The sequence below is a fragment of the Natrinema salinisoli genome (genome assembly GCF_020405205.1).
GTDB classification, from domain to species: domain Archaea; phylum Halobacteriota; class Halobacteria; order Halobacteriales; family Natrialbaceae; genus Natrinema; species Natrinema salinisoli.
Map to the genome: position 1 here is coordinate 2,299,186 of NZ_CP084469.1, position 16,270 is coordinate 2,315,455.

19 protein-coding genes and 1 tRNA gene are annotated in these 16,270 nt (G+C 61.0%); 1 reads left to right on the forward strand and 19 read right to left on the reverse strand.

Going from position 1 to position 16,270, the window contains the following annotated elements:
* Positions 1–17: 17 nt before the first annotated feature.
* The 17 genes from LDB05_RS23595 to LDB05_RS11490 all read right to left on the reverse strand — a co-directional run bounded on the left by LDB05_RS23595 (position 18) and on the right by LDB05_RS11490 (position 14,490).
* Positions 18–353 carry a DUF7344 domain-containing protein gene (locus LDB05_RS23595; protein ID WP_425498561.1) on the reverse strand — a complete coding sequence of 112 codons (336 nt, stop codon included), beginning with the start codon at positions 351–353 and terminating at the stop codon, positions 18–20.
* Between the two features lie 161 nt (positions 354–514).
* Positions 515–769, reverse strand: a complete 255-nt coding sequence (locus LDB05_RS11415) for a DUF7692 domain-containing protein (RefSeq protein ID WP_226004114.1) — start codon at positions 767–769, stop codon at positions 515–517.
* Positions 770–988: 219 nt separating this feature from the next.
* Positions 989–1,432, reverse strand: coding sequence for a hypothetical protein (locus LDB05_RS11420; protein WP_226004115.1), 444 nt, complete (start codon positions 1,430–1,432; stop codon positions 989–991).
* Between the two features lie 3 nt (positions 1,433–1,435).
* Positions 1,436–2,473: a hypothetical protein gene (locus LDB05_RS11425; RefSeq protein ID WP_226004116.1), complete on the reverse strand. Its 1,038-nt coding sequence runs from the start codon at positions 2,471–2,473 to the stop codon at positions 1,436–1,438.
* Complete coding sequence (locus LDB05_RS11430) at positions 2,470–2,955, reverse strand: hypothetical protein (protein ID WP_226004117.1); 486 nt, start codon at positions 2,953–2,955, stop codon at positions 2,470–2,472. The genes LDB05_RS11425 and LDB05_RS11430 overlap by 4 nt, the downstream gene beginning before the upstream one ends.
* A 608-nt stretch (positions 2,956–3,563) precedes the next feature.
* The gene (locus LDB05_RS11435; protein WP_226004118.1) at positions 3,564–5,183 is read right to left on the reverse strand and encodes a DUF7845 domain-containing protein; all 1,620 of its coding nucleotides are present in this window, start codon (positions 5,181–5,183) and stop codon (positions 3,564–3,566) included.
* Between the two features lie 2 nt (positions 5,184–5,185).
* The gene (locus tag LDB05_RS11440; protein WP_226004119.1) at positions 5,186–5,482 is read right to left on the reverse strand and encodes a hypothetical protein; all 297 of its coding nucleotides are present in this window, start codon (positions 5,480–5,482) and stop codon (positions 5,186–5,188) included.
* An 887-nt stretch (positions 5,483–6,369) separates the two neighbouring features.
* Complete coding sequence (locus tag LDB05_RS11445; protein ID WP_226004120.1) at positions 6,370–6,600, reverse strand: DUF7563 family protein; 231 nt, start codon at positions 6,598–6,600, stop codon at positions 6,370–6,372.
* Positions 6,601–6,777: 177 nt separating this feature from the next.
* A tRNA-Ala gene (locus tag LDB05_RS11450) sits at positions 6,778–6,849 on the reverse strand.
* 108 nt (positions 6,850–6,957) lie between these two features.
* The gene (locus tag LDB05_RS11455) at positions 6,958–7,656 is read right to left on the reverse strand and encodes a rhomboid family intramembrane serine protease (RefSeq protein ID WP_226004121.1); all 699 of its coding nucleotides are present in this window, start codon (positions 7,654–7,656) and stop codon (positions 6,958–6,960) included.
* Positions 7,657–7,873: 217 nt separating this feature from the next.
* Positions 7,874–8,182, reverse strand: a complete 309-nt coding sequence (gene rpsJ / locus LDB05_RS11460; RefSeq protein WP_004215311.1) for a 30S ribosomal protein S10 — start codon at positions 8,180–8,182, stop codon at positions 7,874–7,876.
* Entirely contained in the window at positions 8,183–9,448 is a 1,266-nt protein-coding gene (tuf, locus tag LDB05_RS11465) for a translation elongation factor EF-1 subunit alpha (RefSeq protein ID WP_226004122.1), read from the reverse strand.
* Between the two features lie 341 nt (positions 9,449–9,789).
* On the reverse strand, positions 9,790–10,737 hold the full coding sequence (locus tag LDB05_RS11470; RefSeq protein WP_226004123.1) for a homoserine dehydrogenase: 948 nt from the start codon (positions 10,735–10,737) through the stop codon (positions 9,790–9,792).
* Positions 10,737–11,306, reverse strand: a complete 570-nt coding sequence (locus tag LDB05_RS11475) for an amino acid-binding protein (RefSeq protein ID WP_226004124.1) — start codon at positions 11,304–11,306, stop codon at positions 10,737–10,739. The genes LDB05_RS11470 and LDB05_RS11475 overlap by 1 nt, the downstream gene beginning before the upstream one ends.
* A gap of 157 nt (positions 11,307–11,463) precedes the next feature.
* A complete protein-coding gene (locus LDB05_RS11480; RefSeq protein WP_226004125.1) occupies positions 11,464–11,829 on the reverse strand; it encodes a NifU family protein in 366 nt (121 codons plus the stop codon).
* A 60-nt stretch (positions 11,830–11,889) separates the two neighbouring features.
* Positions 11,890–13,380 (reverse strand): hypothetical protein, encoded by a 1,491-nt coding sequence (locus LDB05_RS11485; protein ID WP_226004126.1) that lies wholly within the window; start codon positions 13,378–13,380, stop codon positions 11,890–11,892.
* A gap of 132 nt (positions 13,381–13,512) precedes the next feature.
* Positions 13,513–14,490, reverse strand: a complete 978-nt coding sequence (locus LDB05_RS11490) for an ROK family protein (protein ID WP_226004127.1) — start codon at positions 14,488–14,490, stop codon at positions 13,513–13,515.
* Between the two features lie 140 nt (positions 14,491–14,630).
* Here LDB05_RS11490 and LDB05_RS11495 point away from each other — a divergent pair, with 140 nt between their 5' ends.
* Positions 14,631–15,062, forward strand: a complete 432-nt coding sequence (locus LDB05_RS11495) for a hypothetical protein (protein ID WP_226004128.1) — start codon at positions 14,631–14,633, stop codon at positions 15,060–15,062.
* A 71-nt stretch (positions 15,063–15,133) separates the two neighbouring features.
* Here LDB05_RS11495 and LDB05_RS11500 read toward each other — a convergent pair whose 3' ends face one another.
* Together LDB05_RS11500 and LDB05_RS11505 are read right to left on the reverse strand one after the other, a co-directional pair.
* On the reverse strand, positions 15,134–15,598 hold the full coding sequence (locus tag LDB05_RS11500) for a universal stress protein (RefSeq protein WP_226004129.1): 465 nt from the start codon (positions 15,596–15,598) through the stop codon (positions 15,134–15,136).
* Positions 15,599–15,746: 148 nt separating this feature from the next.
* Complete coding sequence (locus LDB05_RS11505) at positions 15,747–16,199, reverse strand: universal stress protein (RefSeq protein ID WP_226004130.1); 453 nt, start codon at positions 16,197–16,199, stop codon at positions 15,747–15,749.
* Between the last annotated feature and the right edge of the window lie 71 nt (positions 16,200–16,270).

A 16,270-nucleotide genomic window follows, 5' to 3' on the forward strand; every position in this document is an offset into this window, starting at 1 on the left:
GAGTCCAGAGACTGACTCTATTCGTCAAATACCTCTACTACATCTTCCAGCCACTGCTGGGCTGATTCATTCCCGTAATATCGGATGGTGTCACTTCGCTTCTCGAATTCCAGCCACTCTCTCGATTGCAGTTTTGGTAGATGCTTATGTTGAAGCAAAAGTGAGAGTTCCTCGTGATCTTTGTCTGGAACTCGCGTCTCTATGTGAGTGACCACTTCATCGACCGTACTGGTCTTTCCGCTATTGTGATTCTCGAAATAGTGGATCGTCTCTCGCCGGACACTATTACCCAGCGTATCCATAAGTCGGTCTATCATCGGCGCCTTATCCGGATAGCACCCAGCGAAATCCATGGGGCGCTTTAACACACGAAACCTAATAAAGAATATGCAAATATGGGATCATAACGAGCCTTCTTTTTTGTATAAGGTAGTACAGTTCTGGCCTGTCCTGTACACTACTTACCGTTCATCGGACAAACACAGGGTGGTATTCAAACTACTCTATGACCCACTCAATCGGTAGTAACGACAATCTCTGTGTCGACTTCGAACGTTACTGCACGAGTGGAGAGTGTCTCGGCGATCTCCTGGCGCTGCTCGAGCGTGAGATCGTCCCGCTCGAGCAACTGACGGATAGCCTGGACAAACATCGGAACGTCGTCGCACGCACTGACCACTGCTTTCGTCTTGTTGCAGTCGTAGAAATCAGCTGCACGTTCGATCGCGTCGTTCCGGTACGCGTAGTCATCGTCGGTTCGGATTCGCATACTCGTACACACGAACCCCTATATCCTAGTTTTTTCGTCTATCTCGAGCGGCCCACAGCCCACGAAATGGGGGTGTCTTGTCAGTCAATCCGACTCGTTGTGGACTCGATCAGGGCGATCGTCACTCAATATGCACACGAGGTTTCGCAGCTCGTGTGCATATTCGGGAAACCAGATTCGTCGACGTGCAACCGATGGGGGAAAGTTGCATCAAACCTTCTATAGTATGCCTGATCCACACGCACTCATATACAATGGTGCAACCACAGTCAAAACTCCAATCGTATATCTGATTTCAGAATGATATGGGATTACTACACCCTGCCCATCAGAATACCACATAAATCCAGTTACTAACGCCAGTATTCCAACTATATATTCGTTAATGAAGTTAGTGTATGGCAAACACATTGGGCTAACCGGAGCAGCATCAAGTAGGCCAATAAACAGAATCGCAGCACCAGTGAGATAAGCAGCTAATATTACTCGCCTGTATTCTTCGGGACCAGGGTCATCAACATCTCCTGCGACAGGCGGTAAATCAGGCTCGCCAGGGAACCAAGATTGAGATAGTAACCGTGGCGCAAACCATTCAGTGTAAAAATCGTACGCAAGTGCTACAGAGAAGATCCCTATCCCGAGCCACGCCAGAAGCCCTAACATCAACTAGTCAGACAGGCTTCCAAGCGTTTGCTGATCAGTCAACGATGGACTGAACAACTCTGTAACCGGTCCAAGCTGGTCCGTGCTTGCCTTCAAACGGGAGAACGTGTTGTCATTACCAACCCAGTATCGCTCCCCATTGTGATATACTGGTTTCAGGACACCCACATCTTCCAGTTGAACGAGGTATCGAGACATCTTGAACAGCTTCTTTTGCTGCTTTCGTCCCTCATACTCTATCTTGATGCCATCTGCCAGGTCTTCCTCCTTGATAACGGGAAGTTCATCCAGCTCAAGCGCACGTCGGTAATAGTATCCAGCTAAGGCGAGATATGGGCCGAGTGTCCGCTTGATCATCTCAAACTCACCCACATTGTGCTCGAAGTAACGGCCAAGAGCCGCATTCAATTCTTGCTGGTGAGTCTTCACTTCATGTCCCTCAAACTGATCCTTGTCTTGGATCGTGTTGAGAACATCTCCACTTCGGAGAACCGATCCTTTACGTTTTAGGAGATCTAACTCAACCAGGCTGTCGATATACTTCTGGTACTTCTCAGAATTATCGTACCTGTCCATCATCTCGATTTGATCGAGTCTGATTTCACTGTTGAGAATTACCTCAGAGAGGATATCCTGGACAGGTGCATACTGGTTCTCAGGGAAGGGGAGATGTGAGAGATTGCCTCCTGATGCACGGACCAGTGCCTTCTGGACTGCTTGGTTTAATTCCTTTTCGTAGGTTTCCAGTTCCTCTTTGACCTGCTTTGACGTTGGATGACTGACTTGCTTCGAACTCGCGTCTACTGTGACTTCACCAACATCTAATGGGTCCAAGAACCGCAGATCGACTGCATTCTCCCTGTCTTCATCGAGGATGAGTTTTGGTGACCGAAGAACGATAGGGAACGTGTATTGGAACTCCTCTTCGTCGAAATCACCGGTTTTCAGGCGGAGGTATGTACCGAGCTCGAAGCGCACCGCTTCCATTGCCAAACGGCGTGCTTCATCCATGCTCACTGCCGTATTTTCTTCGGTACTCATAGTTCCTCCCTCCGTGTGGGTTCCAGACCGTTCTTCAGTCTTACTTCTATTGCTGTGTTATATTCTGGGTCCCAAGCTTCTTCTAGCTTTCCTATCTCTAGCGTTGATGTACCTTCTACCAAGGGGTCTTCAATAGTAATGTGTGAATTTCCAATCCCACAAACGACAACAGCATGCATCGGGCCTTCTCCTCGTTCGCCGGTTTTGAGTAGTACTTGATCTATCCAGATGATTGTTGGTAGAAGTTGATCTAACCCATCACCGGCGAATTCATCTATATCCTGTGGTAGACCGTTGTATCGGTACTCAAGGTTGAAGTCAAGGGTCGCGACTTCAGAAGCGAGTTGTGTTAACGGTTCCTGCCCAGGGTTTTCCCATCCCAGTGCACCAATTTCGATATATTCCTTTATTGTATCCAATTTTGGCGGGTTTGTTTTTGCGCGAATTTCGTCGTCAGGGTATTCGTTCGCGACATAGTGCATACACATCCAGAGAGAATAGCAAATGCATTCTGGCGCATCCTGGGCTTGTCGATACCCAGGTATATGGAGAGTCTTGTGGTTTCGCCCTTCAGGATGCGCTACTAGTGGATCGCCTACCATCGATACCCCTTCGTGTTCGCGTCCACGACTGTCTCTATAGTTGAGATTGTAGTTAGGGTACTTCAATCACTAGGACTCAATATCCAGTAGTTATCCTACTCAGCTTCAGTCATTATCTCGGCTGTAAGGTATCCCGTTCCTTACCTAAGGAATTCTCACAGCTCACGTCTCTGGTAGACCATTCGCATCTCTAGTGAGCGAAAAAGGAACGTCCTCACATACCTCCGTTTCATGTGCTTCAACTGGAGATCTGCGTGCGGAGGCGGAGCAGGGCGCTGTAATTTTTTGGCGCTGTCCCCTTGGGGACACCCGCCAAGGGGGCTTTCGCGCGAAGCGCGAAACGACCCCGCAGCTGTCGCGGTGCGATCGCCGTGCCGACCCCGTCCTCGAGGCGCTGGCTACAACCAGATTTGTCTAAGCAAGGCTGTCATTCAAGCGAACTTGTAGAAAAGGGGGAATTCGATAGTGTTGCCACTATGCGGGTCGGTTCAGCGGTCGGCAACAGCGCCGACGAATCCGGTTTCAGTACCGCCGCCGGGAGTCTTCCAGGTGAACTCGACGCCACGGAGTTCGGTCGGATCATTCCCTGATCGAGACCACTTCTCGAGGGCTTCGCTGGCGATCGTCGCGACGTTCTCGAAACTGTCCGACTTCAGGCGGGAGAGGATCGTATCGATCCGCATCTGCCGAGGTTCGCCGTGTTCGTCGAACTCGAGGTCGGCGCCGTTCTTCGCGAGCCACTCCTGGAAGGGCGATGACTCGGCGACGTGATCGGCCAAGCCCATGAGGTGCTGCATCCGATCGGCGTAGCTCTCGATCGCGTACTCTGCCGACTCGACGAGCGCTCGCAGTTCCTCCCGGTACTTCCGAGCCCGGAACGAGACATCGCCTTGGTCGAGTTCAAGAATCTCACCGAGGTCGTTGATCGCCCGGTAGATCGTCGCGGGATGCTTCCCCAGCTGGTCGGCGAGACCGTCGACGGTCGCACCGCCGTCGGTCGCAACCGTTTCGGATACATCACGGGCAGTCTCGCCCATATCTCGAAGCGTCGTCATCAACAGGTGGTCAGACTTCGCCTCGAGGCGCGGCGTCGGGTCTTCGTAGAGTTCGACCGGCTGGTCTCGAGCAACCGCGTCGAAGTGATCATCGGCTATGTAGACGCCATTTCCGTCGGGACCGAGCGGAATGTCTTCCCAGTGGAGAGCGTTCAATAGCGTCTCCTCTATCTGCTCGGTCACTTCGTGGCGGTCGGCCCACGCCCATGCCTCGTTATCGTTCATCGACTTGTTTACCAGGACTTCCACCTTCGGATGGTACGACGGGTGATCTTTCGAGACCGCGTTGGGGTCCTTCAGCTGGTAGATCTCGAACTTCCGCCCGTACGTGTGACCCGGTAGGAGTTCGCTGGCCGACGTGGGGTTCAGAAACAGCCGGTTCTGATGGTTGATGATCTCCTGATTGTCGATGTGGAGCTCGGCTTTCACGCCCTCGAGGTCGGACAGATAGTGCGCGACCTTCTGCAGTACACCGGCCGACGAGAGCTTTTCCGCCCACTCGCGACGAATCCGGACGTACCGCTCGTATGCCCACATTCGACTCGCTTCGTGCGGCTCGGTTCGAAAGTACTCGGGATGAACCCGCTCGTTGGCATGATCGAAGATCGCCGCGAAGAACTCCGGCAGCAGCTCGAGGCCGCGCTCGGGTTCGATGTTACTCGTGTGGAACTCGACGTCGACGCCGTCAACCTCGCCGACCTGATTCTCCCACGGAAGTTGCAACCGCTCACCGCTCTCCCAGTGGCGCATGTTCGGGAACCGCGGGCCGATATTGTACGATGCCTTCCGTTCACCACGCCCGCGACCCTTGATATCCCACTCGTAGAGCCGCTCGGCGTTGATCCCGTCCGACAGCCGCGGCGCGAATCCCGATTTACTGTAGCTCGCTTCGAGGAGCCAAGGCTCGCCGTCGATCTCGGTCGTGATCTCGAGGTACCCCTCGAAGGGTGGCCCGAGCATCACCGACGACAGCGCGTCGTACGGACCACGGCCCCAGTCGGGCCACTTCCAGCGACCCTCGATCTCGTGAGGCGTCGTCTGGACCTGCGACACGCTTACTCACCCCGGTCCCGCTCGCTCTCGAGCAAGCCGATGAGTACCGCGACGGGATTCCAGTAGGTCGCACCCTGACACTGGTAACAGACGTGCTTGAACGACGTGCAGTCCGTCGCCTCAAGAGTGGTCAGGTCGCCGTCGGGCTGCTGGTCCATCTCCTCGAGGCACGCCCGTTTGACTCGAGTCTGCCCACAGCCCACGCAGACCGCGTCGACAGGAATGCCGAATCGACCGGCCGCCGAGCTTGCCAGCTCAGCCTTAAGGTCACGATCGTCCCGATCGGCGTCGACGCTCATAGCGGACCCTCCCGCGCGTTACGAACTGCGCGCGTACAGTCTGGACAGAGGCGGCGAAATGCGTCGACGCGGTCACCGCAGCGTTTGCACTTGTCGGCCTCGACGACGCGGCTCATCGAGAACCACCGTCCTCGTAGTTAGCTCTCGTTGAGTGCGTACAAGCGGGAGCGAATATCTCTCTGTGACAAATTACGCGATATTTTTCACAGGAATTGAATATGGCTCCCTGCTCACAGCGGCATGGGGTGATCGCCTTGCGCGACCACAACCGAGTTGTGGCCGTGTGCGTTCGTTGCGAGTCGGCATACGCAGCGAAAGAACTCCTGAACGGAAGCATCCGACCCATTGGGACAGCGGCCTGTTCCTGTGGGTCGAGCAACTTCCGAGCGCTGAGGTGAATCGCTCCGTTTCCAACTAATTCGGCTATCCTTTTTCTAACCGAAGTGACCCTCTGACAGCTATTCTTCCCCTTCTCTCGGAACGTGGCGACGCAGAATAAGCAACTGTCAACATTCCCCCATCCAATATATTGGGGCCGCAGACTGATTTCCCCGTGATGGCTAGTGACCAGTTGCCGAATGATAGCTCGCTGCCCCAACTGTGATGATGGGCTGGGAGAGCGGGTCGCAAAATACGTTTCCGAGGGAGAGGCCGTCGCGAACTTCGTCTGTACAACCTGCGACCACGAATGGTCGCTCCCGCTCTGATCCGGCCAAATTTCATCGTTCTTTTTACGAGCACTATCGGTCGAGAATCGCCCGCCGTCGGCCCGAACTTCGCGATCCCCGAGCGCCCGCTGAACGTCGGTATCGGTCGCTTGATGGGCCGGATGAGCGATGGGCGTTCGACTCTCGACATCGTACAGTTCGCTCGCCCGGACGAACTCGCTACACATCGGCCCCACCTCCGTGCCGGCCGGGCGATGTCTCTGGATCGGGAACCGACACGTCGACGCCAGCTGCAGAACCGCGGCTCAGTCGCGCGTAGGTATCGCAATCGCCACAGCGGTGGGCCCGATCATCATCGTCGCCGAAAACCCGACGGAACCGGTCCGTCACATGAGTGCCACAATGGAGACAGGTAGAATGAGTTACCTGTCTCGAGAATGTAGTACTCACGCCGACCACCCCGGATTTCCTTCGCAGAAATCACCGGGCTGCACGGACCCGAATTCGCCATCGTTCGTCCCTCGATTTTCTGAGGGGGTTTGTACGGATTCAGTATCAGTGTATAATTCGGTATCAGTCGCGAAGCTGGTGACTAACCGGTTAATTCGAAACGTGACAACAGTCGAATGGACTCGCCGGGATTTGAACCCGGGGCCTCTTCCTTGCGAAGGAAGCGATCTACCACTGATCTACGAGCCCTCGCACGTTCCTAACCCCGGTTTCTATTTGTAGCTTGTGTTTCGGGGACGGATCGGGACACCGCACCACGGTGTGGGCTCGAGCCGAACCACTCTCACCACACCGGATTCAACGTGCAGACCTGCTGGGGTCCGATTCGGAACGGACGGCGAGCACTCGAGCCCGCCCCGCAACCGTCCCGACCAGGAACCCGGTGAAGTGGGCGATCAGCGCGACGCCGGGCGAGGCGGTCGCGAACGTGACCGCGATCGCGAGGCCGACGAAGAGGAGGATCGACAGCCAGTCGGGGACGTCGACGATCGAGGCGAGCCCGCTCGAGAGCCGATTCGACGCGACGAGATAGCCCAGCAGGGCGAAGACGGCGCCGCTGGCACCGAGGACGCCCGGCGTCGGCGCGACGGGGACCATCGGGATCGCCGCGAGCACGCCGGTGAGGACGATCTGGGCGATCCCCGCGATCGCACCGGTGAGCGCGAAGAAGGCGTGAAACCGGAGCCGGGTCGTGGCTCGCGCGACCGGCCAGCCGAACACGATCAGCGCGAGGGTGTTCGAGACGAGGTGCCCCAGTCCGTCGTGGGCGTAGACGCTCGTGACGATCGTCCACGGGTCGCTCGTCAGCGGTGGCGCGAGGACGAATAACGTGCCCATCACGCCCGCGAACATCGTCAGTCCCTGCACGACGAACACGACGGCGAAGACGACGAGCAGCTCGAGAATCGGACTGCTCGAGCCGGGGTCCGACCCGTCGTCCCGCCCGGAATCGGATCGAAGGTAGGTTTCCGGTTGCGACCGCGAACGCCGTGACATACGGGTATCTGGGACGGCGAGGGTCAAAAGTCCCGGCACCGTCTGGAGCCGGTGGGAAGTTGCCGAAAAGTAGACTGGTAGAGGATCGGAGACGCGACTCCGGAGTCTCGGTTGCGCCTCGAGCGCCACGGCTATCGCTGGGGAACGGGACTCGAAGACTGCAAAAACGATCAGTAGCTCGGATACCGGTCGCGGTCGAGACGGCCTCGATGAGCGCTTAGTCTTCGAGGACGATCTCGATCGAGACGTCGTTTGGCACCTGGATGCGCATGAGCTGGCGGAGTGCGCGTTCGTCGGCGTCCAGATCGATCAGGCGCTTGTGGACGCGCATCTCCCAGTGCTCCCACGTCGCAGTGCCCTCGCCGTCAGGCGACTTCCGGGTCGGGACCTCGAGGGTCTTCGTCGGCAGCGGGATCGGACCGCTCAGGTTGACGCCGGTGTTGTTCGCGATCTCGCGGACGTCGTCGCAGATGTCGTCGAGGTCGTCTGGACTCGTGCCCGCGAGTCGAACGCGTGCCTGCTGCATTTATTGTTTCTCGTGAACTTCGAGGACCTTTCCGGCGGCGATGGTCTGACCCATGTCGCGGATGGCGAAGCTCCCGAGTTCGGGGATCTCGCTCGACGGCTCGATGCTGAGGGGCTTTTGTGGTCGGATGGTGACCACGGCAGCGTCGCCCGACTGGATGAAGTCGGGGTTCTCCTCGGCGACCTCGCCGCTCGAGGGGTCCATCTTCTTGTCGATGGACTCGATCGTACAGGCGACCTGTGCGGTGTGGGCGTGGAAGACCGGCGTGTAACCGGCCGTGATCACGCTGGGGTGCTGCATGACGACGATCTGGGCCTGGAACGTCTCGGCGACGCTCGGCGGGTCGTCGGCGGGGCCACAGACGTCACCGCGTCGGATGTCGTCCTTGCCGATGCCGCGGACGTTGAATCCGACGTTGTCACCGGGCTCCGCTTTGGGCACCTCTTCGTGGTGCATCTCGATCGTCTTGACCTCGCCGCCCACGTCGCTGGGCTGGAAGGAGACGTTGTCGCCGGTGTTCAGGAGGCCGGTTTCGATACGTCCGACGGGGACGGTACCGATACCGGAGATGGTGTAGACGTCCTGAATCGGGAGTCGGAGCGGTGCGTCCGTCGGTGGCTCCGGCTCGGGCAGGTTGTTGAGGGCCTCGAGCAGGATTTCGCCGTCGTACCACGGCGTGTTGTCGGACTCCTCGGCGATGTTGTCGCCTTCGAACGCCGAGATCGGGATGAACGAGGCGTCGTCGGTGTTGAACTGGACCTGCTGGAGCAGCTTGTTGACTTCCTCGACGACCTCGTCGTACGTCGACTCCTTGTAGTCGACGATGTCCATCTTGTTGATGCCGATGATGAGCTCGTCGATACCGAGGGTTCGAGCCAGGAAAACGTGCTCCTGGGTCTGGGGCGCGACACCGTCGTCGGCGGCGACGACGAGGACGGCGTTGTCCGCCTGGGATGCGCCCGTGATCATGTTCTTCACGAAGTCTCGGTGGCCGGGACAGTCGACGATGGTGAAGTCGTACTCGTCCGTCGAGAACTCCTGGTGAGCGATGTCGATGGTGACACCGCGCTCTCGCTCTTCGGCGAGGTTGTCCATGACGTAGGCGAACTCGAAGCCGCCCTTGCCCTTCTCTTCTGCTTCTTCGCGGTGCTGTTCGATGACGTGCTCGGGTACGCTCCCCGTTTCGTAGAGGAGTCGTCCCACGAGCGTACTCTTGCCGTGGTCAACGTGACCGATGATGGCCAGGTTCTGGTGTTGGTCGCTCATTGTTGTAGCTCACGCGCTGAGGCGCTTATATCGGTCCCTTTGGCTCGTTGCGGTTAAAACCATTTCGAAAGCGTATTCAGCCGATCCCGACGCCTGCTTGCGGTTTGGCTAGGATTACCACGGCACGGTCGTTCGATCGACCGGGTGAGGCAGTACTGGGAAGGCGCTCGGAAGGGGCTTGAGAGACGTTTCATCCGAACTCGAGCGGCCGATTTCTCGGGCGACACGCGATTCGAGATGGCATCGGTGATGGCGGTCCACTCGTTCGACAGTACTCGAATAGACGATGACAAGGACACAAAACGAGCCGAACGGCCTCCAGCGGACGGAGCCGAGTCGGGTTACAGTGGTGGCAGTCGACCGACGTCGGAGAGGACTGCCGTCGCCGTCTCCGGACCGCCGGCACCGCGGCCGCTCGAGTGGAGCGAGCCGGCGTTTCGCGTCTCGATCTGGACGATATTGCGGGTCCCGGTCACGGCGAGGGCACCGTTCTCCGGGACGAGCCGCGGTCCGACGCGGACCCCGTCGCGGGTCGCCTCGCCGATGAGCCGGATCGTGCGGCCGTCTTCGGCAGCGAGATCGAGGGCGCTGCCCGGAACGTCCTGAATACCCTCGACCGTCGCGTCCTCGAGCGCGAAGCCGCCGTCGGCCAGCACGTTCGCGAGGATGACGAACTTGAGCGCGGCGTCCGTGCCGTCCACGTCGAACGTCGGATCGGCCTCGGCGACGCCGAGGTCCTGCGCCTCCGCGAGCACGTGCTCGTAGTCGAGTCCTTCGGCGGCCATCCGGGTGAGGATGAAGTTCGCGGTCCCGTTGAGCACGCCTCGCACCGCGGTGACCGCCTGTGGCGTGCAGTCCTCGACCGTCGAGAGCACCGGGATCGCGCCGCCGACCGTCGCTTCGAATCGGATCGAGCCCGCGTGCTCGTCCTCGAGCGCGCGCAGTTCCTCGTAGCGTTCGGCGACCGGTCCCTTGTTCGCCAGCACGACGTGGCGGTCGGCCTCGAGCGCACGTTTCACGTGCGTGAAGCCGGGTTCGGCGTCGCCGAGCGTCGTCGGCGTCGCTTCGACCAGAACGTCGTACTCTGTCTCGAAGACGTCCTCGGGGTCGCTGGAACCGACGGCTTCGCCGCCGGCCTTGCGTTCGAGAACCGATTCCACGGCGATTCCGGTCGAATCGACCGAAGCGCCGGTCGAGTCGGCGAGTGCGACGACGTCGTGGCCGTATTCGGCGGCGAGGTCGGCCACCGAGCGGCCGACGTCACCGGCGCCGAGAATTGCGAGTTTCATCAGGCATCACCTCCGAGCAGCGGTTCGACGACGGTCAGTTCCTTGTCCGTTCCGATCGAGCGGATCGCGGCGAGCGCCTCCTCGGACCGGCCGGAGTCGATCGCGAGTCGGGCGCGGGCGCTCGAGATCCCACCGGTCCCCTCGGGCGCGGCGAGCGAGAGGTCCAGCACGACCGCGTCGGCCTCGTCCTCGATCCGCGAGAGGGTGTTCGAGAGGTCGGTATCGACGAGGTGACCGATCAGAACGACGTTGATCTCCTCGCCGTAGTGCTCCGCACCGGCCTGAATGACGTTCACGCCGGCACCGCGGAGGCCCTCGACGACGTCGTCGAACCGGTCGGGTGGACACTCCAGGTCGACCTCGACGGGAATGTGGCCGCGCGGCGTAATGTTCCCGCGTTCGTGGTGGATACTCAACAGATTGCCGCCGTTGTCGGCGATCGGGGCGAGCGCGCGTAGCAACTCTCCGGGTTCGTCGACGAGCTCGAGTCGGACGGTGTAGGCCCGGAGGCCGCCGTCGGTCTCGGCGTCGGGCTCGTCCTCGTCGCCGGAGTCGGGCGCGTCACCCATCGCCGGCACCTCCTGCCTGCAGGCGTCTACTCGTCGTCATGATATGCGATGTCCGTAGTGGGCGCCTAAAAGGATATAGGACTTCCCAAAACTCTCCGACCCTGTCAACGAAGGCCAAACTCCGCGGACCGGCCGACTCGGCGGCAGCCACGCGAGCTTAGAGATGGTCCTTCCCCGGATTCGACGATCCCCAGTCGCCGCGGCCGCCTTCGGTTCGGTCGACGCCCATGATCGATTCGGGCTGATCGGGGCCGCCGAGGCTGTCGCGTGCGTCTGGGACGCGGACGGTGACCTCGTCGATCTCGGGCCACGTGATGAGTTCGGCCTCGATGTTGCCGGTCGTCACGTCGCTGACCGAACAGCCCTTGCAGCCGCCGCCGAGTTCGATGATGACCTCGCCGGTCTCGGGATCGGCCGACCGTACCGCGCTGGTCCCGCCGTGCATCTGGATGATTGGCATCTCGCGTGTCATGAACTGCTCGACGCGTTCCTTCAGGGACGGCTCGCCCTCGGAGTCAGTCATGGGTCGTGCTAGGAACTCGAACGGTGAATAAGTTCGGTCGCACGGCCGAAAACCGTCGAATTAATCCTGAACGTTTCCGCGGCGTCGGCGCAGCCACTCGAGTGCGACCCCGCCGCCGACGACCCCTGCGAGACCGGTGAATCCGGGGATCGAATCCTCGTCGCTACTGGATCCGTCCCCTGCGGTTTCGTTTCCGCCGGTGTCGTTGCCGTCGTCGGGTTCGTCGCCGTCGGTGGATTCGTTGCCACCGTCGGTCTCGTTTCCGTCCGTCGTCCAGCTACCGGGGTCCTGAAGCGACGGCGGGTCGGCCTGCTCGCCCGCTTCGATCGGGAAGGTGTAGAGCGCCCCCTCGAGCGAGGTGTTCGGAATCGCCTCGGTGCTGCTCGCGACGAACGTTTCGCCGGGTTCGGCGACCCGTGCCGTCCAGAATCCGGTCTCTTCGGGATCGCGCCACCAGGCGATCCGCTCGGGGGAGGTAGGGTCGGAGACGTCGTGGATCTTCACGCCCGCACGGTACCACGACGAGTAGAGTCGCCCGTCGCGAAGCTCGAAGTTGTGCGACGTCGTCCACGCCCCGCTGCCGTGAGTCTCGTCGGTCGTCCGCGGCGGGTCGATCGATCCCCGTCGAACCGGGTCTTCGGGATCACTCACATCGTAGAGGTCGATCCCGCCCGGCCGGTCGGGGTCTTCCCCGTCGACCGCCCAGGCCTCCCGTCCGACCGCCATGAGGTCGCCGGTGTCGTCGACCGCCGCGTAGTGATCGTTACCCGGCAACCCGTAGACGGCCGCCTCCCAGTCGTCGATACCGCGCTGTTCCTCGAGCGTGGTTTCCGCGACGTGGGAGACGTATTCCGGGGCGGTCGGGTCGCTGACGTCGATCAGATAGGTCCCGGCGTTCCAGTGAGGAAGGTACGCAACGTCGTCTTGCACGTAGACGTCGTGGAGGTAGCGAACGAGCATGTCGAGATCGCCCCAGCCGGGTTCGAACTCGAGCAGCGACCAGTCGCCGACCCGCGTGATCTCGTCGCCGCCGACGTCGTAAATGACGAGCGAGCTTTCTTCCGGCGAGTTCGCGGCGACGTACAGCGACTCGCCGTCGAGATAGCAGTTGTGGATGTGGTAGCCGGTCTCGTACGCACCGATCGAGACGGGGTCTGCGGGATCGCTGACGTCGTAGCAGTGAAACCCCATCGCTCCGACGCCGGGGTTGGCCGGCCCCGCAACGACCAGTCGGTCCCCGTCGACGGTCGCGTCGAGGATCTCGGAGAGAACGTCGTCCTCGAGTTCGATGTCGCGTTCCTCGGCGAGCAGCGTCGGCTCGGTGGGGTCGCTCACGTCGACGGACACGAATCCGGTGGTCGCCGCGACGTAGGCGGTCCGGCCCTCGTCGCCGACGACGGCTTCCGCTGCACCGGTGATCGGGACTTGCCCGAGCGGTTCGTACGTTCCCTGGGCGACGGCGGTAGTAGCTCCGGACGCCGCGGTCGGACCCGGCAGCGACAGGGCGAGGCCAGCGGCACCACTCGCTCGAAGGAACGCTCTCCGCTCCATAGATACAGCAGGAGTCGTGCAGGTACATAGAGGTAGTCACTCGCCTCGGGACACGCGACCGGAATCGGAACGCGGACACGAGGTTCCTGTCCGGCGATTAGCGCCCTGTTCGATGCCGGACTGGCGAGCGGCTCAGCTCCGCAGCCGCCGTCGATCTCCGGTCCCGTCGGTCAGGGCGCTCGCCAGTGCGCCTTCGACGACGACGTCGTCGCCGAGGTCGGTGACGCGGATCTCGGGGACGTTCGTCATCACCATCTCCGCGACCCGCTCGCGAACGGGGTCGACGACGAGCTCCTCGTTGTGAAGCGCGACGGCGCCGCCGAAGGAGACGACGATCGGTGCGAACGAGTGAATCACGTTGGTCACGCCGATCGCGTTCCAGTGAGCGAGCTGTTCGATCGCGTAATCCGCCAGTTCGTCCTCGCCCGCGAGGTCGAAGACGTCTTTCGCCGTGAAATCGGGCCCCTCGAGCGGGAGGTCCGTCGAGATCGTCGGGTCGTCCTCGGCGAGCAGTCGGACGTAGTCGGGGATGGCGTTGCCGGAGCAGTACGCCTCCCAGTGGCCCTCGCGGCCGCAGCCGCAGGTCAGCCGCCCGCGGGGATCGACGACGCAGTGGCCGACCTCGCCGGCGTTGCCGTCCCAGCCGTGCATTATTTCGCCGTCACAGCAGACGCCGGCACCGATCCCCGAGGAGATGGTGATGTAGACCATGTCGTCGGGGTTCCGATCGGCGTGAAAGCGCTCGCCGATCACGCCGGCGATCGTATCGTTGTGGAGGTAGACGTCGTCGCTGCCGATCAGTTTCGAGACGGGGCCGGTCAGCGGGATCCGATCGATCGAGTCGGGGAGATTCGCTGGATCGATCACGGTTCCTTCGGCGAGATCGAACGGCCCGATCGAGCCGATTCCCGCGGCGGTGATTCGCTTCGGATCGATTCCGGCGTCGCCACACGCTTCGCGGAGCGTTCGGAGCACCCCTTCCGTCACGTGGATACCCGTCGGCCCGCGCGGCGTGGATCGGCGACTCACACCGATCGCCGTCCCGTCGGCCTCGGCGACGATGGCCCGAACGTTGGTCGCGCCGAGATCGACGCCCGCGTAGTAAGCCATTGCTATCCTAGGGACGACCGTCGTCGTACTTAACTACCCAGATTATACTCGCAGCCGAGTAGCAATATCGATAAATCACGGGCGCGACGACCGGCGGACTCGGCGACACACGTATGCCACTCGATAGCATAGTTCAACGCATGGCCATCGACGACACGTCTCCCGATCCCGACGGCGAGTCGGAGTCAGCGCCGGCGCTGTCCGACACGGAGTGCGAGGCGCTCCACGAAGTCGAACTGGGCCTCGAGTGGGTCCAGCGGGCTCAGGGAAGCCTGCTCGAGTTTCACCACGCGACCGGTCACGGGATGGACCACCTCTACCGCGCCGAAGAGCTGCTCAGGGCGACCGGCCACGACGACCTCGCGGACGCGATTCGAACCGAACTCCTCCCCCAGGGGGTCGTCGACGAGGACCGCTGGTCCTACGACGTCCTCGAGAACTTTCAGGGCGGCCTATTGGCCGAAACGCGGTCCCTCGAGCGACGCGTTCGACGCGAACTGGCCGACGGCGAGCGCCACGTCCGCGAGCGACGGCAGGAACGGGAGTGGAAGCGGCGCGCTGACGAATCCTGAAGGGGGACGATCGGAGACGGAGAGAGAGTGGGGTAAAAGCGGGAGCAGAGGGTCGCGTCGGGTGGCCTTCGCTACTCCATCACGTCGAGGTCGCGGAAGTACGTGACCGGACAGGGGGCCTGCAGGATGATCTCCTGCGAGACCGAGCCGAGGACCGCTTTTTCCGCCGGCGAGCGCCGGCGGCCGCCGACGACCATGCGATCCGCGCCGACGTCGATGGCCATGTCGACGACTTTGGTGCTGACCTCGCCGAGCGCGCCCTTGATCTCGTACTCGACGCCGGCCTCCTCGAAGCGCTCGGCGAGTTCCGGGACTGGTGCGCGTTTGGCTGCGACTTCGTCGGGATCGACGTCGTCGACGCGCGCGTCGAAGCCGAGGTCGTCGTGGACGTCCTCGTACTCGTCTTCGGTGAAGGCGTGTCCGATCACGACGGTGGCACCGAGAGGGTCGGCGATTTCGAGAACGGTCTCGGCGAGTTCCGGTGCGCGCACTGAGTCCATCGGTCCGACTGCGAGAAGTACCGTATCGATTGTCATACCGTCACAGTGGTGGGGCCATCCGCTTAAGTATTCTCGTCGTTGCAGTATTGCGGAAACGCCCGGCGGTCGCCGCGGTGTGGCCGCCATCGCAGCGAAGGGGCTGCCCGAATGTCCGTCTGGTAACAGTATCGGACGAGTCGGTCAGTCAGTCGTGGCGGACGAACGTGACCGGACAGGGGGCAGACAGCAGCACTTCCTGGGCCGTCGAGCCGAAGACGGCCTTGCCGGTCGGCGACCGGCGGCGGCCACCGACGACGACCCGGTCCGCGCCGGTGCTCGTCGCCAGATCGACGATCGACGACCCGTGTTCGCCGACGGCACCACGAACCTCGTAGTCGACGTCGTGCTCGTCGAGGATCGCCTGCAGGTCCTGAATCGTCGAGTGCCGGCCCGCGACCGCGTCCGGATCGATCTCGTCGACCGTTCTGTCGAACTCGAGTCGGTCGAGCACCTCGTCGTACTCGTCGTCGGTGAAGACGTGTGCGAGAACGACGGTCGCATCGGCGGGTTTCGCTACCTCGAGGACCGCTTCGGCCAGTTGTTCGCTTCGATCGGCATCGCCCGGTCCGACGGCGAGCAGGACAGTTTTCAATGTCATAGCGGAACTATTGACTCGGGATCCTGTAAATCCACGTCTTCGAAACAGACAACGGTGTTTCAGTTTCAGGT